Annotated in this window: 22 protein-coding genes and 1 pseudogene; 14 read left to right on the forward strand and 9 right to left on the reverse strand. The window is 64.1% G+C overall.

The window, feature by feature from the left end; translation table 11 throughout:
- Positions 1-6: 6 nt before the first annotated feature.
- Positions 7-1,062, reverse strand: coding sequence for an alcohol dehydrogenase catalytic domain-containing protein (locus tag ABW18_RS11265; RefSeq protein WP_049699093.1), 1,056 nt, complete (start codon positions 1,060-1,062; stop codon positions 7-9).
- A gap of 248 nt (positions 1,063-1,310) precedes the next feature.
- Between ABW18_RS11265 and ABW18_RS11270 the strand changes: the two genes are divergently transcribed.
- From ABW18_RS11270 to ABW18_RS11280, 3 genes are read left to right on the forward strand one after another with little or no spacing between them, the layout of a single operon-like run.
- Positions 1,311-1,802: a hypothetical protein gene (locus tag ABW18_RS11270; RefSeq protein ID WP_049699094.1), complete on the forward strand. Its 492-nt coding sequence runs from the start codon at positions 1,311-1,313 to the stop codon at positions 1,800-1,802.
- Positions 1,803-1,810: 8 nt separating this feature from the next.
- Positions 1,811-2,161, forward strand: a complete 351-nt coding sequence (locus tag ABW18_RS11275; protein ID WP_152930073.1) for a hypothetical protein — start codon at positions 1,811-1,813, stop codon at positions 2,159-2,161.
- On the forward strand, positions 2,154-2,531 hold the full coding sequence (locus ABW18_RS11280) for a hypothetical protein (RefSeq protein WP_049699096.1): 378 nt from the start codon (positions 2,154-2,156) through the stop codon (positions 2,529-2,531). The genes ABW18_RS11275 and ABW18_RS11280 overlap by 8 nt, the downstream gene beginning before the upstream one ends.
- A gap of 20 nt (positions 2,532-2,551) precedes the next feature.
- Here ABW18_RS11280 and ABW18_RS11285 read toward each other — a convergent pair whose 3' ends face one another.
- A complete protein-coding gene (locus ABW18_RS11285) occupies positions 2,552-3,100 on the reverse strand; it encodes a Rho termination factor N-terminal domain-containing protein (RefSeq protein ID WP_049699097.1) in 549 nt (182 codons plus the stop codon).
- A gap of 187 nt (positions 3,101-3,287) precedes the next feature.
- Here ABW18_RS11285 and ABW18_RS11290 point away from each other — a divergent pair, with 187 nt between their 5' ends.
- Positions 3,288-3,557, forward strand: coding sequence for a DUF7218 family protein (locus ABW18_RS11290; RefSeq protein WP_049699098.1), 270 nt, complete (start codon positions 3,288-3,290; stop codon positions 3,555-3,557).
- 11 nt (positions 3,558-3,568) lie between these two features.
- Here ABW18_RS11290 and ABW18_RS11295 read toward each other — a convergent pair whose 3' ends face one another.
- The 3 genes from ABW18_RS11295 to ABW18_RS11305 form a co-directional block, all read right to left on the reverse strand.
- On the reverse strand, positions 3,569-4,807 hold the full coding sequence (locus tag ABW18_RS11295) for a cytochrome P450 (RefSeq protein ID WP_049699099.1): 1,239 nt from the start codon (positions 4,805-4,807) through the stop codon (positions 3,569-3,571).
- Positions 4,808-4,866: 59 nt separating this feature from the next.
- A complete protein-coding gene (locus ABW18_RS11300; protein ID WP_049699421.1) occupies positions 4,867-5,880 on the reverse strand; it encodes a PDR/VanB family oxidoreductase in 1,014 nt (337 codons plus the stop codon).
- A gap of 87 nt (positions 5,881-5,967) precedes the next feature.
- The gene (locus ABW18_RS11305; protein ID WP_049699100.1) at positions 5,968-6,741 is read right to left on the reverse strand and encodes an IclR family transcriptional regulator; all 774 of its coding nucleotides are present in this window, start codon (positions 6,739-6,741) and stop codon (positions 5,968-5,970) included.
- 110 nt (positions 6,742-6,851) lie between these two features.
- Here ABW18_RS11305 and ABW18_RS11310 point away from each other — a divergent pair.
- From ABW18_RS11310 to pcaC, 5 genes and pseudogenes are all read left to right on the forward strand, one after another.
- Positions 6,852-8,065: pseudogene (locus ABW18_RS11310) on the forward strand (4-hydroxybenzoate 3-monooxygenase).
- Positions 8,050-8,892, forward strand: a complete 843-nt coding sequence (gene pcaH / locus ABW18_RS11315; protein WP_200903252.1) for a protocatechuate 3,4-dioxygenase subunit beta — start codon at positions 8,050-8,052, stop codon at positions 8,890-8,892. Before ABW18_RS11310 ends, pcaH begins: the two are co-directional and overlap by 16 nt.
- Complete coding sequence (gene pcaG / locus ABW18_RS11320; protein WP_049699101.1) at positions 8,889-9,440, forward strand: protocatechuate 3,4-dioxygenase subunit alpha; 552 nt, start codon at positions 8,889-8,891, stop codon at positions 9,438-9,440. Before pcaH ends, pcaG begins: the two co-directional genes overlap by 4 nt.
- Entirely contained in the window at positions 9,437-10,675 is a 1,239-nt protein-coding gene (locus tag ABW18_RS11325; RefSeq protein ID WP_049699102.1) for a lyase family protein, read from the forward strand. Before pcaG ends, ABW18_RS11325 begins: the two co-directional genes overlap by 4 nt.
- Entirely contained in the window at positions 10,672-11,040 is a 369-nt protein-coding gene (gene pcaC, locus ABW18_RS11330) for a 4-carboxymuconolactone decarboxylase (RefSeq protein WP_049699103.1), read from the forward strand. Before ABW18_RS11325 ends, pcaC begins: the two co-directional genes overlap by 4 nt.
- 221 nt (positions 11,041-11,261) lie before the next feature.
- On the opposite strand, the gene ABW18_RS11335 is transcribed toward pcaC, so the two are convergent.
- Together ABW18_RS11335 and ABW18_RS11340 are read right to left on the reverse strand one after the other, a co-directional pair.
- Entirely contained in the window at positions 11,262-12,056 is a 795-nt protein-coding gene (locus ABW18_RS11335) for an IclR family transcriptional regulator (RefSeq protein WP_049699104.1), read from the reverse strand.
- A 2-nt stretch (positions 12,057-12,058) separates the two neighbouring features.
- On the reverse strand, positions 12,059-12,862 hold the full coding sequence (locus ABW18_RS11340; RefSeq protein WP_049699105.1) for a LuxR C-terminal-related transcriptional regulator: 804 nt from the start codon (positions 12,860-12,862) through the stop codon (positions 12,059-12,061).
- 111 nt (positions 12,863-12,973) lie between these two features.
- Between ABW18_RS11340 and ABW18_RS11345 the strand changes: the two genes are divergently transcribed.
- Positions 12,974-14,686, forward strand: a complete 1,713-nt coding sequence (locus tag ABW18_RS11345) for an AMP-binding protein (protein WP_200903253.1) — start codon at positions 12,974-12,976, stop codon at positions 14,684-14,686.
- 288 nt (positions 14,687-14,974) lie between these two features.
- On the opposite strand, the gene ABW18_RS11350 is transcribed toward ABW18_RS11345, so the two are convergent.
- Positions 14,975-15,607 carry a pyridoxamine 5'-phosphate oxidase family protein gene (locus tag ABW18_RS11350; protein ID WP_049699424.1) on the reverse strand — a complete coding sequence of 211 codons (633 nt, stop codon included), beginning with the start codon at positions 15,605-15,607 and terminating at the stop codon, positions 14,975-14,977.
- Between the two features lie 260 nt (positions 15,608-15,867).
- Here ABW18_RS11350 and ABW18_RS22900 point away from each other — a divergent pair, with 260 nt between their 5' ends.
- The 4 genes from ABW18_RS22900 (at position 15,868) to ABW18_RS23485 (ending at position 19,715) form a co-directional block, all read left to right on the forward strand.
- Positions 15,868-17,517: a DUF6777 domain-containing protein gene (locus tag ABW18_RS22900; protein ID WP_053117448.1), complete on the forward strand. Its 1,650-nt coding sequence runs from the start codon at positions 15,868-15,870 to the stop codon at positions 17,515-17,517.
- A 209-nt stretch (positions 17,518-17,726) separates the two neighbouring features.
- Positions 17,727-18,155 carry a hypothetical protein gene (locus ABW18_RS11360; RefSeq protein ID WP_049699107.1) on the forward strand — a complete coding sequence of 143 codons (429 nt, stop codon included), beginning with the start codon at positions 17,727-17,729 and terminating at the stop codon, positions 18,153-18,155.
- A 50-nt stretch (positions 18,156-18,205) separates the two neighbouring features.
- Positions 18,206-18,796, forward strand: coding sequence for a DUF3558 family protein (locus tag ABW18_RS22405; protein ID WP_268760673.1), 591 nt, complete (start codon positions 18,206-18,208; stop codon positions 18,794-18,796).
- Between the two features lie 322 nt (positions 18,797-19,118).
- The gene (locus ABW18_RS23485) at positions 19,119-19,715 is read left to right on the forward strand and encodes a DUF3558 family protein (RefSeq protein ID WP_420841304.1); all 597 of its coding nucleotides are present in this window, start codon (positions 19,119-19,121) and stop codon (positions 19,713-19,715) included.
- Positions 19,716-19,784: 69 nt separating this feature from the next.
- Here ABW18_RS23485 and ABW18_RS11370 read toward each other — a convergent pair whose 3' ends face one another.
- On the reverse strand, positions 19,785-21,314 hold the full coding sequence (locus tag ABW18_RS11370) for a flavin-containing monooxygenase (RefSeq protein ID WP_049699109.1): 1,530 nt from the start codon (positions 21,312-21,314) through the stop codon (positions 19,785-19,787).
- Positions 21,315-21,352 lie beyond the last annotated feature (38 nt).

Genomic DNA, 21,352 nt, shown 5'->3' on the forward strand with positions numbered 1-21,352 from the left:
CCATTGTCACCCGTTGCTGATGATCACCTTCAGTGCGTGCTCGTCGGCGGCGTTGGAGAAGGTGTCGTAGGCGCGATCGAACTCGTCGAAGGTGAAGTGATGGGTCACGAACTTCTCGGGCGCGATCTTGCCCTGTTCGATCTCCGTGAGCAGTTCGGGAGCTGTCGTTGCGTTGACCAGGCCGGTCGTCAGGGTCAGGTTGTTGATCCAATCCCGGTCGATCGGAAATTCGACGGGCTTCCCGTGCACACCGACGTTCGCGAGATGCCCGCCGGGACGTAGACAGTCGAGCGAGGTACGGAACGCAGGGCCCAAACCGACAGCCTCGATCGCGACGTCGACACCGAGCCCACCGCGACTGAGTTCCTTGATCTGTTCGACGGTGTTGCCTCCCGCAAGAATGTCGATGGTGTCGGTCGCACCGAAGTCCAGTGAACGCTCGAGACGGAACTTGTTGCCGTCCACCGCGATAACCTTCGACGCTCCGCGCGAGCGGGCGGTCATCACCGACGCGAGCCCCACCGGCCCGGCACCGATCACGGCCACCACGTCGCCTTCCTTCACGGCCCCGTAGAGCACACCGATCTCGAAACCGGTCGGGAGAATGTCACTGAGCATCACGCCCTGCTCGGCCGTGACGTCCGCGGGAAGCGGGATGAGTCCGTTGTCGGCGAACGGAACCCGCACGAACTCCGCCTGCGTGCCGTCGATGAGATGCCCGAAGATCCACCCGATTCCGCCGACCGTCTGGCAGTGCGACGTCATCCCCTGCTTGCAGTATTCGCAGTAGCCACACTTGGTGACGCACGAAATGATGACGCGGTCACCGACTTTGACGCGGGTACATTCCGGACCCACTTCGGTGACGACCCCGACGCCCTCGTGACCGAGCACGCGCCCGTCGGTCACCGCTGGTACGTCGCCGGACAGGATGTGTAGATCGGTGCCGCAGATGGTCGTCGTCTCGACGCGGACGATCGCATCGGTCGGGTCCTTCAGAACAGGATCTGGAACGTCCTCCCACGCCTTGCTTCCCGGACCGTGATAGACAAGCGCTTTCATACCTGGCCTCCTTTGGGCCGCACGACGGTGCGGCGTGTCCCCCGGATTCCCCACCCCAGTATGCGATGAACCGCATGAATGGTGGTTGGCTTCGCGAGGGCGATCTCATGTTGAGACGAACAACCTTGGCCTAGATCTGACAAGTGCGCGACGCCGCGGGTTCGGGCGCCTCTAGGTGCCGGCAACAGTGGGTCTGAAAGGATGTAGCCGACATGGGCGACTTCGGACCGGATCTTCCAACCTCACGCATGAGTGCGAACGCGATCCGCCACACCGTCCTTGAGGGAACACAACATTTCTCCAGGTCCTGGTTGCGGGAGAACGTGATTCACGTACTTCCGCGAGAAGAGATCACAGAGCTTCCCTCATCAGACGAGTTGCGTTTTCTGGCAAAGCTTTCCGACGAGCTCATCTGCATCACCACCGCAGACATCGGCGAGCAGAGTCAGTACCAGGCAGTTCAGATTCCGGTCGCCCAGGTGAGCGACTGGTTCTGGGATCACGCTTCCTTCGACGTCTTGATCGCAACCCCGGACCTCCACGCGCTACTACTCATCACGGTGGACGAGTACGCGCTGCTCGCCGGATCGCGACAAGCGTTGGCAACTGCGATCACCCCACAGTCTCTGGACGCGGCACACGCGCAATTCGATGAATACGCAGCGGACATGGCGAGCGCCTCGCGACATCTGAGGGACGTCGCCCAACGCTACGGAAGGCCCGAGAGAGGGCAGAAGTGACCGACCGCATGACGAACACGCCACACGCAGAATTTTCGACGCAGTACGCAGCAGACGTCGAGGCCTTGATCCACGAGTGCCGGGACGACTGGGTCGGATTCTCGGCGATCACCTCCACGGCCGCGTCGTACGTCCGCGACTTCACGGTCACCGAACCCATCAAGTCACTCAGCCTCAGAATCATCTCCGACATGCTCGACGCGGGAGTCGAAGCAGGCGACCTGACGAACGCCACCGAGCGGGGGTTCGCTCCCTGGCCGCTTCACAAGCGGGCGGTCCTGCAGAAGATCTCCGACGAGTTCGACCACTACCCACACGGACCCGTATCCGGCGAGATCTGCTGGTTCACGAGTGACTGACCACAACGCCACTGACACAGCGGGTAGCGACTCCACCTACGCATCCGAGCTTCACTACCTCGTCAAGTACGCAGAAGCGGATTGGGTCGGCTTCTCCCCCATCGTCGGCGCCGCCGCATCGCTGACCAAGCACAATTACAGTCGCGAGAAGCTGAACGCGACGATCCTGCAGTTGGTGTCAGACCTCCTCGACAACGGCGCGTCAGCCGGCGACCTGACCGCCTCAGAGACCACGCCCTTCGCACCGTGGCAACTCTCACGAGATGAAGTCCTGCAACACATTCGACGCGAAATCGACGAGCTACCGGACTTCCCCGTCTCGGGAGAGATCTGCTTCTTCACCGTCGTCGAAGCCCGCCGCGAGGCCTAGCAACAGGTCAGAGCCGGGCGTCACGCGCTGCCGATAGCGCTCAGCAACTCCGCCTTGGTCATCGACGAGTAACCCTTGATGCCCTTGGCCTTCGCCTGCTCGCGCAACTCCTTGACCGTCGGCGACTTCGCTCCCGTCGACTTCGCCGCCTGCGTGGTACCAGTCGGCTTGGCCTTGGGTGCCACAGTTTTCGGTGTCGACGTCTTGGGTTCCGCAGATTTCGATGCCGACGTCTTGGGTGCCGCTGTCTTCGGTGCCGCTGTCTTAGGCGCCGCCGAAGTCGACTCGGCGGGCTTCGCACTCGCCGGAGGCTTCGGCTTCGAGGCCGACGCGCTCGGTGTGGGTTTCGGTGCGACGACGGCCCGCGGCGCGTCAGACGACTCGACCTTCTTGTCGTCGGATTCACCAGAGATCGCGCCTATGCGCTTCAAGAGTTCTCGACGCAGTGCGTCGGTTTCGCTCGCAGCTTTTCCGAGTTGCTTCTCTGCCAGCTTCCGCACATCGTCGAGGCTCTGTTGGAGTTCGCCGACCTGCTTCTGCAGACGCTTGATCGCCTTCTTCTCGCCCATGCCTTCTGCCCTTCGTCGCCGCAGATTGCAGGACCCCCGTACCCGAGGGTAGGCACTCCCCTGCTGCTAGAGGCGGATTTTCGCCGACCTTGTCGTGTCGCGATGGAGCATGTCGTCGTGTACCCGCTCGGCGCGTAGCGTTGAAAGCGCCACAACCCGACCGATTCAATCCGACGAGGAGGCACCCATGCCAGAGCGCGATCCGGGCCCGTCCATCAAAGATGACGAGCTCTACGAGAAGCTTCGCGACGAGGGAAACTCCAAGGAGAAGTCCGCGCGTATAGCCAATGCCGCTGCCGCGCAAGGCCGTTCGAAGATCGGCGAGAAGGGTGGCGAGTCCGGATCATATGAAGACTGGACCGTCGACGAACTGCGCTCGCGGGCAAAGGAACTCGGGCTTCACAACTACTCGGACCTGAAGAAGGACGACCTGATCGACAAACTGCGCGAGCACTGACGATATCGGGGTCAGCGCACGAGCGCGATGGGGAAGTGTTCCCACGCACGCAACGTGTTGTTGTGGTGGCGACGGGGGACGCCGACGACGTCGAGTCGACGGAATCTGCGCACCAGGGCCGCGACTACCGCCTCGGCTTCCAGCCGTGCGACGTGCTGTCCGACGCACTGGTGGATACCCATGCCGAAACCGACGTGCCCCGACGGGTCGCGCGTCAGGTCGAAGGTGTCGGGATTCCGCCACCGGCGCGGATCCCGGTTGGCCGAGCCGAGGTACATCAGGATCTTCTTGCCGTCCGGCACCAGGTGATCGCCGACCATCACAGGATGTGTCGCGGTGCGGAAGAACGTCTGCACCGGCGACTCGAGGCGCACTGCCTCGTCGAACGCGCTACGCGCCAGAGACGGGTTGCGGCGCGACATTTCCCATTGGTCGGGATGGGTGGCGAAGCTCGCGAGCACTGCCCCGATACCTAGCACGGTGGTGTCGACGCCCGCCGACAAGAGCGAGCGCACGATGGTCGGCGCCTGCTCGACGGTGATGTCGCCGCGGTCTGCTGCCGCCCAGATCTGACCGCCAAAAGTAGGCTCACCGCCGTACACCGTAGCCGCGAGTGACTCCCGGGCGCACTGTTCGTTCACCCATGCCGAGACCTCCCCAATGCGCGGAAGCCCTTTCTGCACAAGTTCATTCGACGGTCCGAATGCGTTGAACAGATGGTCGCCGTAGGGAAGCAAGTTCTCGCGGCCGTCGGCGCCGATGCCCACCGCATCCGGGAAGATCCGCAGCGGAAATCTTTGTGCGATATCGGTGATCGCGTCGAGCTCGCCGTCCGGGAGGGATTCGACGAAGTCCTCGGCGTCGGCGAACCAGTGCTCGCGTAGGCGACGCAGGGCCCGCGGATTGAGGATCGACGACAGCACAGCTCGTGGTGCGTCATGGACGGGAGGATCGGTCTCCAAGAGCAGACTCGGCGGGCGCCAAGGCTTTTCGAAGCGGAAGTTGCTGAGTCCCACCCCGGCACCGGACTGGAATGACTGCCAGTCGGTGAGCGCTGCATGCACTTCCTCGTAACGGCCCATCGCGTAGACGTCGTATCGCTTGAGGTGAACCAACGGTCCCGCGTCACGGAGCGCCGCGTGGAACTCGCCGGGGTCTTCGAGAATCTCCGAACCGAACGGGTCGGCATCCGTTTCTGGAAGGCCGGAGCCGACATCTGGTGCATGCGTTTCGGGGTGTGTCAGGGTCATCGGACTGCCTTTTCTTGTGTGGTGGCCGAAGCACTCATGGCGCGGAACTTCGGGTCGAATCAGAGGTCGAGGACGAGCTGGTCCGAACGCGAGCTGGACACGCACACGAACATGCAGGAGTTGGCTGCCCGCTCAGCGTCGGTCAGGAGCGAATCGCGGTGGTCGGGAATACCGTCGAGGACGTCGGCTTCGCAGGTGCCGCAGATGCCTTGACGGCATGACGAGAGCATCGGGATGCCGGCGGCGTTGATCGCCTCGAGTACCGACTGGTCTGGTGCGACGGTGATGGTCCTTTCGCTGCGGGCGAGGCGCACGTCGAAGTTGCAGTTGCGGGCGGGCGCAGCCAACTCGGCTGCTACGAACCGCTCGATACGCAGTCGGCCTGGACGGTGTCGATTGGCGGCCGCTCCCACGGCGTCGAGCAGTGGCGCGGGGCCGCAACAGTAGATGGTGGTGTCTGTTGGAGTCGCCGCCAGTGCTTCGTCGAGATCGAGCAGGCCATGCTGGTCCTGGGGCCGAACCGACACGCGCGAGTCGGTGGCGAGTTCGTCGGCGAAGGCCATCGACGACCACGTTCTACCGCCGTAGAGCATCGACCAGTCACTACCGAGGAGGTCGGCCTGGCTGATCATCGGCAGAATTGGCGTGATTCCGATTCCGCCTGCGATGAACAGGTAGTGCGACGACGGTACGAGTGCGAAGTTGTTTCTCGGTCCACCGATCGGCAGCACATCGCCCACCTCCAGGCAGTCGTGAATGTATGCCGAGCCACCTCGACCCTGCGGCTCCCGGAGTACGGCGATCCGGAAGCAGAACGGGTTCCAGCGGTCGCCGCAAAGCGAGTACTGCCGGACCATTTCGCCCGGAAGGACGACGTCGATGTGCGATCCGGGCGCCCAGTCGGGCAGCCTGAACCCGTCGGGGTGTGCGAGCGTGATCGCGCACACGCCGTCGGCGATCATCTGCTTGTCGACGACCTTCAACGTCAGGCCGTCCGCAGCGGCCGATGGGACGAGGCGCGGTACGTCGGATTCCCGACCCGCGGCATCCGAGGGTGCAGTTGCTGTGGTCATGGTCACACACAGTGGCTACATGTACGGCACAGCACAATGTCACTTCCATTGAATGGAAGTGGGCCGGGTGCGACCGTGCCGCTCCGGTCAGACCTCGGGTGGCGCAGGAACGATCGGTCGGCCGAGCTCGCGACGGATTCCGTGTGCGGCCGCTTGGAGTGCGGGGATGTGAGCCATCGGATTGTCGGTGCACGGCACGATCACCGACAGGGCCGCGGCCACTTTGCCCGCGCTGTTCTTCAACGGGACCGCAATCCCGAGCGCGTCGTCGTGGATAAACCCGGGACACCCGGCGACGCCGGTGCGACGGATCTCTGCGAGTACAGCGCGCAGATTTTCCGGGTCCGTGATCGTCTGGGCGGTGTACGACGTCAACGGACGTCGAAATATCTGGTCCTGCAGTGCGGGCGAGGCGTTGGCGAGCAGAACCAGGCCCGACGACGAGGCGTGCAGAGGCAACCGGCCGGCGATTCGGGTGACGTTGATGACCGCCCCCGGATTCGACAGTCGCTCAATGAAGAGCACTTCGTCGTCCTCGAGAACCCCGAGCTGGACGTGATGACCAACCACCGCGTGGAGATCCTCGAGAAATGGCATGGCGGCATCGCGGAGGTCGCGAGTCGGCGACGCGCGGGACGCGAGTTCCCACAATCGCACTCCGATTCGAACTCGGCGATTGTGGTCGCGGCGCAATAGTCCGTGTGCCACCAACTCGTCGACGAGTCGCGAAGCCGTCGATAGCGGGAGGTCGGCTTGTTCGGCGATGACAGTGAGTGGGATCGCCACGTTGTCCGGGTCGAAGACTTCGAGTATGCGTACGGCACGCGTGAGGACCGACTCGCCGGCGGTGGATCTCGCCATGCAGCGACGGTGACAGTTTCCGACGACTGGTGCCACCGATTTCGTTGTCTTGCGCTCTGCTTTCTCACTCAGTGAAAAGCTCTGTTAGGTTCTGTGACCTAGCTCTCCCTATGGTTCTCCCAGAAGGGAGGTCACAGATTACCAACTACGCCAGCACGACGCGAACGCGGGTCGCCATCGTCGGCGGCGGACCCGCCGGGCTCGCACTCTCGCACCTGCTCTCGGTGGGAGGAATCGACAGCGTCGTCATCGACAACCGGACCCACCACGAGATCGAAACCACCCATCGCGCAGGCATTCTCGAGCGCGACAGCGTTCGACTACTACTGGATTCGGGCGTCTCCGACAGGGTCCTGCGCGACGGTCACGAGCATCAGGGAATCGACCTCCGCTTCGGCGGCGTCAGCCACCGCATCGATTTCCAGAAGCTCGTCGGGGCGTCGTGCTGGCTCTACCCACAGACCGATGTCTTTCTCGACCTCCACGCAGCGCGCATCCGCGATGGTGGCGACCTGCGTTACGGCATCTCCGACGCGGCCGTCACCGACCACCGCGAGGCACCCCGCGTCACCTACACCGACGTCAACGGCGCACGTCAAGAGATCGCGGCCGAACTCGTCGTCGGAGCCGACGGCTCGCGCAGCATCTGCCGCGATCTCGTCGACGATCCGCAGCGCTACTTCCGGGAGTACCCGTTCGCGTGGTTCGGCATTCTGGCCGAGGCACCGCCGAGCGCACCCGAACTCATCTACACCCGATCACCGCACGGCTTCGCGCTCATCAGCCAACGCACCCCGACCGTGCAGCGCATGTACTTCCAATGCGACCCCACCGAGAACCCGGCCGACTGGTCCGACGACCGCATCCGGGCAGAACTACAGCGCCGCCTAGCGGGCAGCGACGGCTTCGCGCTCAAGGAGGGGCCGATCATCCAGAAGAGCGTCTTGCCCTTCCGCAGCTTCGTGCAGTCACCGATGCGCGACGGCAATTTGCTCCTCGCAGGCGACGCCGCCCACACGGTGCCACCCACCGGCGCCAAGGGACTCAACCTCGCTCTCGCCGATGTCCGCGTCCTCGCCGACGTCATCGAACGCGCCCTCCTCAAGAACGACGACGCCGCGCTCGACTCCTACACGGCGCGTGCTCTGGAACGTGTCTGGAAGGCACAACACTTTCGTACTGGATGACGACGATGCTTCACCGCATCCCCGACGCCACAGACTTCGATGAGCTCCGACAGCTCGGTGAGCTCACCACCCTGGTCTCGTCCGAGGCCGGATCCACCTATCTCGCAGAAGGTTACACAGGATGGCCACACCACTGATCCCGCGTCAGGAGCAGGCAGCGCCCGACGTCGACGCCACCCCACCCGTCATCTCGTCCGACGCAGCAGCGGGGACACAAGCCCAGATCAATGCCGAAATTCGCTCGCTCGCAGCCGAATACCGACGTGAACGTGCCGCCGGAGCCCCTGAAGAACTCAGGCCCCGACTCGACTATGCCCCCTACCGCTCGAGCATCCTGCGGCATCCGACCAAGGACCCGCATCACGCCGACCCCGAGGGAATCGAACTGTGGGCGCCCGCATTCGAGCAGCGCGACGTCGACCCCCTCGAAGCCGATCTGACCATCCAGGCCAACGGAGATCCCGTCGGCGAGCGACTCGTCGTCACCGGGCGCGTGCTCGACTCCGACGGCCGTCCGGTGCGCAACCAGCTGGTGGAGATCTGGCAGGCCAACGCCGCCGGGCGCTACATCCACAAGCGCGACCAGCATCACGCACCCATCGATCCCAACTTCACCGGTGTCGGCCGCTGCCTCACCGATAACGAGGGCAACTATCACTTCACCACTATCAAGCCCGGGCCGTATCCGTGGAAGAACCACCACAACGCGTGGCGGCCTGCGCACATCCACTTCTCGCTGTTCGGAACCGATTTCACGCAGCGACTGGTCACCCAGATGTACTTCCCCGGCGACCCGCTGTTCGACCTCGACCCGATCTATCAGTCGATCGTCGACCCCGCCGCACGCGCACGACTCGTCGCCACCTACGACCACGACCTGACCCAGCACGAATGGTGCACCGGATACCGCTGGGACATCGTGCTCACCGGCAGCGCACGCACCCCGATGGAGGAAGCAGAATGAGCCTCGCCCCGACACCCGGCCAAACAGTCGGACCGTTCTTCCACTACGCGCTGCCCTATCCGGGCGACAACGAACTCGTTCCGTCAGGTCATCCCAGTCGAATTCGTCTGCACGGCACTGTGTTCGACGGCAACGGCATGCCGATTCCCGACGCCCTGATCGAGATCCGCCAGGCCGACACCGACGGCAGCATCCCAACCGCCCCCGGATCCCTGCGGCGCGACGGCTTCACCTTCACCGGCTGGGGCCGCGCGAAAACCGATCGGGTTGGCCACTATTCGTTCAGCACCGTCACCCCGGGCGCGACACGTCCTGGCGAGGCACCGTTCTTCGCGGTGTGTGTCTTTGCTCGCGGCCTGCTCGACCGCCTGCTCACCCGCGCTTACGTGCCTGGCCACCCAGATCTCGACGACGACGCCGTGCTCTCCGGTGTCGATGCCGGTCGTCGGGCGACACTGATCGCGGTCCCCGACGACACCGGATACCGCTTCGACATTCACCTACAGGGCGATTCGGAGACGGTGTTCCTGCAACACTGGACGTCGTGAGCGATCTGTTGTGGCCCGGCGACCACCGGGCTGGAGACCTTTTCACCGACGACGCCATCCGCGACGCGATGCTGCGCGTGGAGTCGGCGTGGTCTCGCGCTCTGGTCGAACACGGAGTGGCACCTGCGGACGCTGCGGTCTCCGGCGACCAATTGACTTCTGCTGCAGCCGATCTCGATCTCGAGGAGCTTTCGGTCGAAGCCGAGGCCGGGGGCAACCCGGTCATCCCGCTCGTCTCGGCGCTCCGCAAGGGCATGAGTCCAACCGCTGCGAGCTGGCTCCACCGCGGCATGACGAGCCAAGATGTCGTCGACGCCGCGCTGGTCCTCGAATCACGACGCGCCTTCACTCGCATCACTGCCGAGTTACTGACCCAGATCGATGTGCTCACCGACCTCGCCGACGCACACCGCGAGACCCCGCAGATCGCTCGGACGCTGACCCAGCAAGCGGTGCCGTCGACCTTCGGGATGAAGGTCGCGCACTGGCTCGACGGCGTACTCGACGCGTACGACGAAACCTCGGGACTGCAGTTCCCCGCCCAGTTCGGTGGTGCTGCGGGCACGTTGTCGGCTCTCGTCGAACTAGCTGCCACACAACAGAATCCGCAAGAGACTGCGCTGGCGGTGACACGGAGCGCCGCACACTCTCTCGACCTCGACGAAGCATTTCCCTGGCACGTCGTGCGTACTCCGTTCACCCGCTTCGCGGCTGCAGCAACCACCGCCATGTCGTCGTGGAGTCATATCGCCAACGACGTTCTCACGCTGAGCAGGTCGGAGATCGGTGAGGTCACCGAAGGCGCGGGTGGCGGGTCGTCGACGATGCCACACAAGGCCAATCCCGTACTGTCGGTGCTGATTCGACGCGCCGCACTTACCGCTCCCGCGCTGGCGTCGACGCTGCAGCTCGCATCGGCCGACGCCGTCGACGAGCGCACACCGGGCGGCTGGCACGCCGAATGGTCGACCCTGCGAATCCTGCTGCGGCGCAGTGTCGTCGCGGCATCGCAGACCACAGACCTGGTGAGCAATCTCGACGTTCATGCCGATGCAATGGCGTTCAACCTGTCGGCCGCCGGGACTTCGGTGTTGTCCGAACAACGATCGATGGCCGAGCTTGCAGGCCATGAACCGAGTGGTCAAAATTTCGGCCTCGCACCACTTCTCGTCGACGCAACGCTGCGCAGAGCGCAAGAGCTGACCCGAACCCGACTAGCAGAGAGGCCCCGATGAGCCGCTACGACGACGGCATGGCAGTACGACGCGAGGTGCTCGGCGACGCCCACGTCGACCGCGCGACCGCTGCCGCAACCGACCTGACACGCGAGTTCCAGGAGTTCATCACCGAGTACGCGTGGGGCACCATCTGGACGCGCCCCGGCCTCGACCGCCGCAGCCGCTCGGTGATCACGCTGACCGCGCTCATCGCCCGCGGACACCACGAAGAACTCGCGATGCACCTGCGCGCCGCCCGCCGCAACGGCCTGACCCTGGACGAGATCAAGGAGGTCATCATGCAGTCCGCGATCTATTGCGGTGTGCCCGACGCCAATACGGCCTTCCGCATCGCGCAGCAGACGTTCGCGGAAGAGGCCTAGCCGCTGGTCGAGCCAACCTCCGCTGGCCGAGCTCCAACCGCTGGTCGAGCCGTCCGTCGCTGGTCGAGCTTGTCGAGACCACCCCACCGCCGGCCGAGCCAACCCCCGCTGGTCGAGCCCTCCGTCGCTGGTCGAGCTTGTCGAGACCACCCCACCGCCGGTCGAGCCCCTCCGTCGCTGGTTGAGCCGCTCTCCCCGCTGGTCGAGCCTGTCGAGACCACCTACGCGCTGTCGGCGACCCCCGCGCGCCCGGGCGGAACCGACCCCGGAGCGCCGAGCTGCCGCCCGATGCCTCGCGCCGCGACCTGCAGTGCCGCGAGAAGCCGCGGGCGGTTTCCGCGAAGAGTCCCAACCACCACGCCCAACGCCGCGACCACCCCGTCCGGCCCCCATACCGGTACCGCGATCGAACACGCGCCCGCGGTCATCTCTTCCGCCGTCGTCGCATAGCCCTCGTCGCGCACGCGCTGCAACTGCTGCTCCAAGAGCTGCGGGCTGATCAGCGTCCGCGGCGTAACCCGCGTCAACGACGCCATGACCTCGTCGCGAATCTCCTTGGGCGCGTATGCAAGCAGCACCTTGCCCACCCCGGTCGGCGGCATCGGTAGCCGACTACCCACCTTGCTCACCACCGGCACCGATTCGTTCCCGGAGATCCGATCGACGTAGAGCACCGACGTTCCCTCGCGCACCGCGATGTGCACCGTCGCCTTGGTCGCGGCGTACAGGTCGTAGACGTACGGTTCGGCGATCTCACGCACGCCGGTCTGGATCGGCGCGAGCAAGCCGAGATCCCATACCCGTCTGCCGATGACGTACCGCCCGTCGGGGCGTCGAACAAGGGCACCCCACCGTTCCAGTTCACCGACGAGCCGATGCGCGGTGGGTACGGCAAGGTCGGCGCGCTGAGCCATCTCGCTGAGTGTCAACGCACGATGCGCCTCGTCGAATGTGCTGAGCAATGCGAGGGTTCGCGCAGCAACCGATGCTCCGGGAACCGACGTGTTTCCGGCCATAGCTACGGAAGCAACCCTGAACGTCGGGCAATGACAACGGCTTCCAGCCGGCTCGACGCACCTAGTTTGCGCAATACGTCTTTCATGTATCCCTTGGCGGTCTGCACTCCGATGTTCAACTCCTCGGCAATTCTCGCATTGGTGTAGCCGAGCGCGGCGAGGGTGACCACATCCTGTTCACGACGGGTCAGGCTGAGCGTCGTGGGCTCGTCCGATTCACCGTCGAGCAGGAGGTCGGAGATACGCGCGATCTGATCCGCGACGGCGACATCGTCGACGTCTCTCGCCAGTGTGCGGAGCTGCGCGTAGGCCTCGGTGATCCGATCACGAAGTCCATCGCCCGCAGCGGCGTCGGACGCGACCGTCGCGCGCGAGGCGACGATCTGCTGTTCGAGCTCACGCGCCTCGACAGCGAGTGCGTCCAACGTCCGATCGCCGATGGCTTCGTCGGTTCGCAAAGCCCCGTAGATCACCGCGACAGGCCTGCGTTCGACGATGACCGGCGCGGCCGCCATCGCACGCAGGCCCTCGGCCGCGATGATCGCGTTGTACCGATGGGTGATCTGCGGGGTACGCAGATAATCGTCGACGACCATCGGGCGATTGAGCGCCATGACCTTGCCGCCGAGTCCGTGCCCGGCATCAACGGCAACGCCGTTCAACGCACCGTAGGTGTCGCCGACGAAATGTCGGAGACGCAGACCGCGCGAGCCGTGCACCACACCACCGAACGCCAACGACACACCCGTGCCGCGACGCAGACGACGCAACGCATCGGTGACCGGCGCGGTCAACGACTCAGCCATGTCACCACCTACCTCCTGACCCCTCTTCGGGGGGTTCTGCCCATGCGACGTCGCATTCGAGAATCACTCCTCGAATGTGATTCAGCTTACTCTGGCAGTAAAGGTGTGGATATGACACAGACGTCCTTGGCCGGCGACCGCGCGCGACGCGAGTCGATTCAGGCGCAACTGACCCCGGCTGTCACCGCCGACCTCGACGCCTGGCTGGAGTTATTCGGCTCGCCCGACGCCAACGCAGCGTCGCTGCTGGTGGACCGCCACGACCCCGAAGCCATCGCGTTCACCACGGTCTCGCTGCCGGATTCTGCGCCGTCCACGCAGGCCGCGCAGTCCCCTCGCTCCCCCCTGGCCGAGCAGTCCCCGCTGATCGAGCACTCCCCGCTGATCGAGCTTGTCGAGATCACCTACGGCCAGCTCGCAGCGGAGTCTCGACGCCTCGCCACCGCGCTCGCCGGTATGGGTGTCGAGCGCGGCGACCGCGTCGGAGTCCTCATGGGCAAGCGCACCGAACTCGTCGTCTCGCTACTGGCACTCGCCCGACTCGGGGCCGTCTACATTCCGCTCTTCACCGCCTTCGCCACCCCCGCGATCGAGATGCGACTGCGGGCGGGCGACGCCTCCATCGTGATCACCGAGCCGAGCCAGGCACCGAAGCTCGACGACATCGACGGCCTCACCACGATCGTCGCGGGCGAGCAGTTCGACGCTCTCATCGCCGATAACGATCCCCTCGACCACTCGGTCGCGGTCGGCGGTGACGGCACCCTGATCCTGCTGTTCACCAGCGGCACGACAGGCGCGCCGAAGGGTGTGCCCGTTCCACTGCGCGCGTTGGCGTCGTTCTCCTGCTACATGCGCTACGGCCTCGACGTCTCCGACACCGACGTCTTCTGGAACGCCGCCGACCCCGGCTGGGCCTACGGCCTGTACTACGGAATTCTCGGGCCAATGGCGATCGGTCGGCCAAATGTGTTGCTGCAGGCGGGTTTCACCCCTGAGGTGACCGCCACGGTGCTCACCGAACTGGGCGTGACGAACTTCGCCGCCGCACCAACGGTGTACCGCTCGCTGAGCAAGAACCCTGCGATCAACGGCTTCTCGCTGCGTCGAGCATCGTCAGCTGGCGAGCCGTTGACACCCGACGTGATCACCTGGGCGAGAACAGCTCTCGGCACCGAGGTCCGCGACCACTACGGCCAGACCGAGCACGGCATGTTCATCAACAACCACTGGGCCGACGACCTGCGTCGACCACTGATCCCCGGTTCGATGGGGCAGCCGATGCCCGGGTTCGCCGCAGGAATCGTCGACGACGCCGGCGCCCCCGTCACCGAACCCAACGTCACTGGACAGATCGCGATCGACGTCCCCGCCAGCACCGGCTACTGGTTCGCCGGATACCTCGACGCCCCGGAGAAGACCGCATCGCGCTACACCGAGGACGGCCGCTGGTACCTCACCGGCGACACGGGCCACCTCGACGCCGACGGCAACTTCTTCTTCAGCTCCCGCGACGACGACGTCATCATCATGGCCGGCTATCGCATCGGCCCGTTCGACGTCGAGAGCGTCCTCATCACCCACCCGTCGGTTATCGACGTCGCGGTTGTCGGCCGACCCGACGACCTGCGCGGCGAGGTACTCGAGGCGTTCGTCGTGCTTGCCGACGGCGTCAGCGGCGACGACGCGCTGGAGGCTGAGCTGCAACAACTGGTCAAGACCGGCTTTGCCGCGCACGCCTACCCGCGCACGGTGCACTTCGTCGACGCGCTGCCGAAGACGCCGAGCGGCAAGATCCAGCGGTTCGTCCTGCGTCAGCGCTGACGGGCGGCCGCCTTCCGCGCTGGTGGAGCGGGGCTCCATTCCGCTGGTCGGGAGGCCGTCTCCCCGCCGGTCGAGCAGGCGCCTTCCCTCGCTGGTCGAGCGGGCGCGAGCGCAGCGAGCACCCGAGTCGAGACCACCCGCGCCGAGACCGGGCTCCATTCCGCTGGTCGAGCGGCCGCCTTCCCCGGTGGTCGGGATGGCACCTTTTCCGCTGGTCGAGCGGGCGCGAGCGCAGCGAGCACCCGAGTCGAGACCACCCGAGTCGAGACCACCCCGCCCGCCGGTCCCTCACCCCACCAGTGCGCGCACCGAAGCCGGGACCGCGGCGGGATCGCCGGTGTAGGTGATCGGGTCGTCGAACACCGTGCGCACGGGTACCACGCCGGTCCACGCGTCGGTGTCGGCGCCGGGTCCGCCAGTCCGCGCCTTCGCGATCCACTCGCCGTCGACGATCGGCAGTCGCAGCGCGGTTGTCGCGGCGAGTTCTTTGCGTGTCGTCGTGGGTGTTTCAGCAACACGACCGGGAATCAGTTTGTCGCTCAGTGCATCCAACACTTCTGCCGGAAGTTCGGCATCTCGTGCCACACCACGTACCACTGCTGACCGGTAGTTGGCGGAATGATCAAACAGAGTCTCGGCCACCACGATTCCGTCGAGCAGAAAGACACTAAACGCGACCGGAGCGCCCGACGCCACCTGTCGTAGTGCGCCTGCACCGGTGGATCCGTGCAGGATGATGTCGTCGCCGACACGCGCGAACAGCATCGGCACAGACCACGGCCAACCGTCGACCACTGTCGAGAGCGTTCCGACCTGCGCTGTGTCGAGGATGTCGTCGAGCAATGCGCGATCGCCTTGACGATCGGGTTTACGGGTCAAGGCGGTCAGCACGTCGGGCTGGGCGTCAGGGGCTGTAGACATACCGACCATCGTTCGCGACGATCGCCCTCGGCGCCACCCGTTTACGAGGCACGCAGCGTCACTGTCGAGTTCGACGTTCTCCCGCAATCACGTGGTCCGGTCGATGTAGTCCGAACATGCGAGTTCTTGGTCCGAACGGGTGAATTCACGATCAAATGGTTGCTCTGTGAATCAGACATTTCGATACTGGTGCCTGTCTGACATCGGTCGCGGGAACCGGTGATGCGCGCTTACACGTCTGCACACCAGGAGAGTATCCATTGGCATATCCCCCTTCCGGCACCTTCGGCGCTCCGGCGATGCCGCCCACCGGCCCGTACCAGCAGATGCGAGACCAACAGAAGCGACGCAATCGGACCATCGCACTGGTCGCGATCGTTGTGGTGTTCGCGCTGGTTCTGGCGACAGTTCTCGTTCTTGTGTTGCGAGGCAAGGACGGTGGTATTCGGATACCCGGACTCAGTCTCCTGACCTCCGGTGAAGCGGGCCCAGATCCGTTCGGCCCCAACGTCGCACTGACCAACAAGGAACTGCCGAGCAATCTCAAGCTCGCGCGGCAGGCGGGTGCCGCAGATAACGGCGCCCGCGTAGTCTCCGGCACTCAGCCCGGCCTGTACGCAGGCGGCGATTCGACCTGTGACACAGCAGCTCTCGGCAACTACCTATCCAATAACCCGAGCCAAGCCGGCGCGTGGGCAAGCGTCTTCGGCATCGACACCGCCGCGATCCCCTACTACCTCAACACCCTCACTCCGGTGGTGCTGACCGCCGACACCTGGGTGACCAATCACTCGTACCAGGGTGGCAGTGCCTACGCATACCAGTCGGTGTTGCAGTCCGGCACAGCGGTTCTCGTCGACGGCGCGGGCGTCCCGCGTGTGCGGTGCGCGTGCGGTAATCCGCTCGCACCGCCGGCGTCGACGCCTCTCGGCGGCTATCGCCTCAGCGGACACCCGTGGCACGACTACCACTCGCATGAGGTGACCCGGATCGCCTACAACACTCAGAACGTCACCGTCGTCAACAACACCACGACCGTGATCAATCAGGCGCCCCAGAACACCGCAACCCCTGCTTCGGTAGTGCTCACGCTGCTCAACCTGGCGAATGGACAGCAGTTCGAACGCCCGGTCGGCGGAATCATCGACGTGAGCGGACTTCCGCCGCTTGCGAGTACGTTGCCGACTCCTGCTGCGTTGAACACTCCGTTCGTCGCGAAGTCCGACGAGGCCGCTGCGGAGAACGGGCTGGCGCGCGCCGGCAGCACCGAGGCCGCAGCCGAGGTCGCCGAGCGTGCACAGTCGAATGGCGGTGTGCCAGAAGGTGCACCCGACTCGTCAGCCGCATCCGCACAACAGCAGAACGCTGCAGCGTCGGAGACTCCTGGCGCATCCGCGGCAGAGTCGACAGCGTCTGAATCGTCGAGTGCCAGTTCTTCGAGCAGCGCCGCACCCGTTCCGACTCAGTTCTCCGGAACGGGAGATGCCATCGGCAACTTCACCTTCCGCGTCGACGATCGCAGCGTGAGCTGCCAGGCACCGAGCTCGGCGTCGACCGGCACGATCGACCTCACCTGCAGCGACAACGTCGCACGAACGGTGTCCTCGTCGTCGCTGGAGAAGTCGTCGGTCACGTCATCGACCGATTCGACGACGCAGGTCTGGAAGCTCGGTCTGACCGAGAACTCATCGTCATCGGTTTCGGTTGACGTCGAAACGGCGACATGGCGGACAGTCGAGACGTCGACCACCACCACCACCACGACAACGACGATCGAGACGACGACTCCGGAAACAACAACGGAGACAACCACTCCGGAGACGACGACGTCGGAAACCACGATCGAGACGACAACTCCCGAAGAGACGACTACAACGACAACCACGACCGAGGAAGTTCCCACGAGCTGACTCCCAGCACACGAAGAGATCCCCTTCGGAGGCAACGCGCTTCCGAAGGGGATTCTCTTTGCAGCCGGCCAAAGACTGCCATCGGACCTCGTCGCAGGATGCCGCGACTGATCATCCACACCCTGGCAAATCCGACACCCAAACCACCCACTGTCATGGTTAACTGTCTTGGCGCTTGCGCGACAGTCTGCTGCGAGGGGGGTAAGGACATGACTGACTTCTTCACCATGCCCGGTGGAGTTGTGAACCTACAGTCCGAGGACGGCATCGCAAACCTCGGCGGCACGGAACGCAGCTCGATGGCGTACGTCCAACCACCCGGCAACACCAAAGACGACGGCGGCACGGTCCGGTTCAACACCATCGACTGGGAGCGGCGCGCCAAGGTCGCCGCCGAGGGTGTGGCGGGGTTGGAGGCGGCGGCCCGTCACCTGCGGAAAGTCGGCACGAGCAACTATTTTGGCGATCTTGTGGAGGGAATAGAGGTCTTCAACCGACTTGTCGCTCTGGTCACCTCTGCGCACTCGACACTTACCGAGAATGTCGATTCGTTGAGCGTTCTCGCACGAGAATGCAAGAGCGCGGGAGAAGGCCTCGCCGAGGCAGACCTGTCAAGCTCCCGTGAGCTTAAAGCTTGAACCTGCAGCGAGCGACGACACCCCATGCATTGGCGGTACTCGCCGGAGTCTTGCTGCTGTCAGGCTGTGTAACAGAAGGCACTGCACAGCCTGCGCCGACCGGGGATGTGGTCAGATCGATGCCGTCCACTCCTCCTGGCATCCGGCAGACAGATGACAACGGCGTGAAACTGCCATTCACAACAACGTTTCCACGCCGCTGGAACTCGGGAAATGACGGCACAGCGTATGAGCCGTGCAACGGAGCATCACCAGAAGCCCTAAAAGACAGCGGACTTGACGTGTCGAGCGCGGAAGACGCGGCAGCCGCCGACTTCCAGACCGCACGAGGGTGCGTGTGGAAGTACAAGGAGCACGAGTACGCGACGCTAAGCCAGACAGTCGGGAATGCCGATGGACTGGATGCCTACAAGGAGCAGTATTCAGTGAGCGTACGTTGGCAAGGCGAGACCTCATTGGGCGGACGCCGTGTTGCGATCGGTGGCGCACCTGGCGGCAAAACGTGTGAAACCTTCGTCGCATCAGGCAGCGCGATCGTGATTACCTCCGCATATTTCCCGGCGTCGGCCCCACCGATTGACGAGATCTGCGACAAGGCGATCGCTTTCACACGCGCGACGATCGATCAGATGCCAAGGTAGTAGATGGGGGGACTCTGCACTGGCGGCCTGCGGAGAGCGAGGAGCTAACAGAAGGCAATAATGTTGCTAAATTTCCTAAAATCCTTGATTGAACTTGGCGACCTATGGAGCGACGTGATAAGCCGTCTAGCAAATGAACTAACCGCGCGGAAATGCAACTTAGAAGCACAGCGGCAATCGCTTGAGAGTCTAGCCACGCGTTGCACTGCTACCAGTGAGGAACTCGGTGCGGCCGACTCTCATCTGCGGATGAACTGAAGGCCTAGCAGTCTCTATGCAACTCATCCGAGCGGCGGCCGTCGCCACATTGCCGCTCGCTCTTATGCTGGCGGGTTGTGGGATCACCACCTCAGGTTCCGCAGAGCCCGCATCCCCTTCCGTGGAGAGCCGGGTTGTTGACAGTGGCGCTCAACAAGGGATACGACAGACGGACGACGAGGGCCAGCCGCTTCCGTTTCGGACGACATTTCCAAACCGCTGGAACTCTGGCAACGTTGGAACTCCATACGAACCATGTACCGCTGCATCAACGGCCCTGCTCAGGGCTCTAGATCTAGATCCCACCAGTGTGCAAGACGCAGCGTCGGCCGACTTTCAGACTGCACGTGGATGCGGGTGGCGCGCACAAAGCTCCTCACGGTCCACGATCGATCAGTTCGTTGGAAATCAACCGAGGTTGGAGATTTATAAAGCACAGCAAAGTGCAACAAAGAATTGGCAATCGGATATCTCGATATCCGGTCGCACGGTTGCTGTTGCTAGCGATCCCACCTCGCCAGCGTGCGATACCTTCGTCGAATCGGCAGACGCCCTCGTGATCACCTCGGCTGCCGTGTACGACGCCGGAGTAGCCCTGCCTCAGATCTGCGACAAGGCAATAGCTTTCACCCGCGCCACGATCGACCAAATGCCCGAGTAGACAGAGCCCCACACAGCAAAGGCGCGAGAGCCCCCTCGGACTCCCGCGCCTGCGCCATAAGAAGATTCGTCAGCCGACGGCAGACTCCACGCGTTCGAAGCCCTCCGGCGAGCCGACGTCGGCCGGCGAAGCCGCCCTCGTAAACCGCAGGTTCTCGAAGTCCGCTACGTCAGCGCCCAGAGCCTTGCGGTCCTTGTAGAAGCTCATCGACATCTTCCACGGCTCCTCAGCACCCTGGCGCGGCAGTTGGTCCTCGACGCGCTTGATGTAGCCAGCTCCGAAGTCCAGCGCGGGTCGGGTCTCCATGTTCGGATCCACCACAGGCGCCACCTCGCGGTACCCGCGCGCATCCATGTACGCCATGAGCCTGCACCAGTACTCGCCGATCAGACCGATCTTCAACGTCCACGACGAGTTCGTATATCCAACGGCGAGTGCGAGATTCGGAACACCACTCAACATCATGCCGCGGTAGATGACGTGGTCACGCAGCACCACGGGCTCGCCGTCGAGCGATAGATCCATCCCGCCGAACAGTCGTACGTTCAAACCCGTTGCGGTGACGACGATGTCGGCTTCGAGTTCGGTCCCGCTCTCGAGCAGGAGCCCCTTCTCGGTGAACGTCTTGATTCGGTCGGTCACCACCGACGCCTTACCCGAGCGAATCGTCTTGAACAGGTCGGCATCCGGGACCGCACACAACCGTTGATCCCACGGGTTGTACGGCGGATTGAAGTGCGTGTCTACGTCGTACCCATCGGGCAGCAGAACCTGGTTGACCTTGCGGATCACCTTGCGCGACGTCTTCGGAAAACGTTGTGCCGCTTCGTACAACACGCGCTGCTGCAGAATGTTCTTCCACCGCGCCACGGCGTAGCCGCGCTCGTCGCCGAGGATGCGTCGTGCCACGTTGGCAAAAGGGTCGTGCTTGGGCAGCGGGAGGATGTAGGTCGGTGTGCGCTGGAGCATCGTGATGTGCTCGGTCTCGTTCGCCATCGCGGGGAGCAGCGTGACAGCCGTTGCACCACTTCCGATTACGACAACCTTCTTGCCCTTGTAGTCGAGATCCCCGGGCCAGTGCTGCGGATGCACGACCTGCCCCGTGAACCGCTCGCGACCCTCGAAGTGAGGCGTGAACCCCTCGTCGTAGTTGTAGTAGCCCGACCCGCAGTACACCCAACTCGCCTTCAGTTGAATGTGCTCACCGGTGTCGAGGCGGTCGATCTCTGCCGTCCACAACTGCTCGCTCGACGACCAGTTCAACGCGGTCACCTTGTGTTGCAATCGCAGGTGCTCGTTGATCTTGTCCTCGTCGACGGCTTCGCGAAGGTACTGCATGATGCGGTCGGCATCGGCGATCGACTGCTTGTCCACCCACGGCTTGAACTCGAATCCAAACGTATGCAGGTCACTGTCAGACCGGATGCCCGGATAGCGGAACAGATCCCAGGTGCCACCAATCGACTCGCGACCCTCGAGAAGCGCGAAGCTCTTCTGCGGCATCTCCTTGGTCACGTAGTGGGCCGCTCCGATACCGGAGACACCCGCCCCGACGATCAGAACGTCCAACGTTTCGACAGGTGTGGCTGTTGTGGGCACCTGTGCCTCCTTAGATCTGGCTCGATTTCCCGCACGGC

It is taken from the genome of Gordonia jacobaea (assembly GCF_001186365.1).
In the GTDB taxonomy this organism is placed as follows: domain Bacteria; phylum Actinomycetota; class Actinomycetes; order Mycobacteriales; family Mycobacteriaceae; genus Gordonia; species Gordonia jacobaea.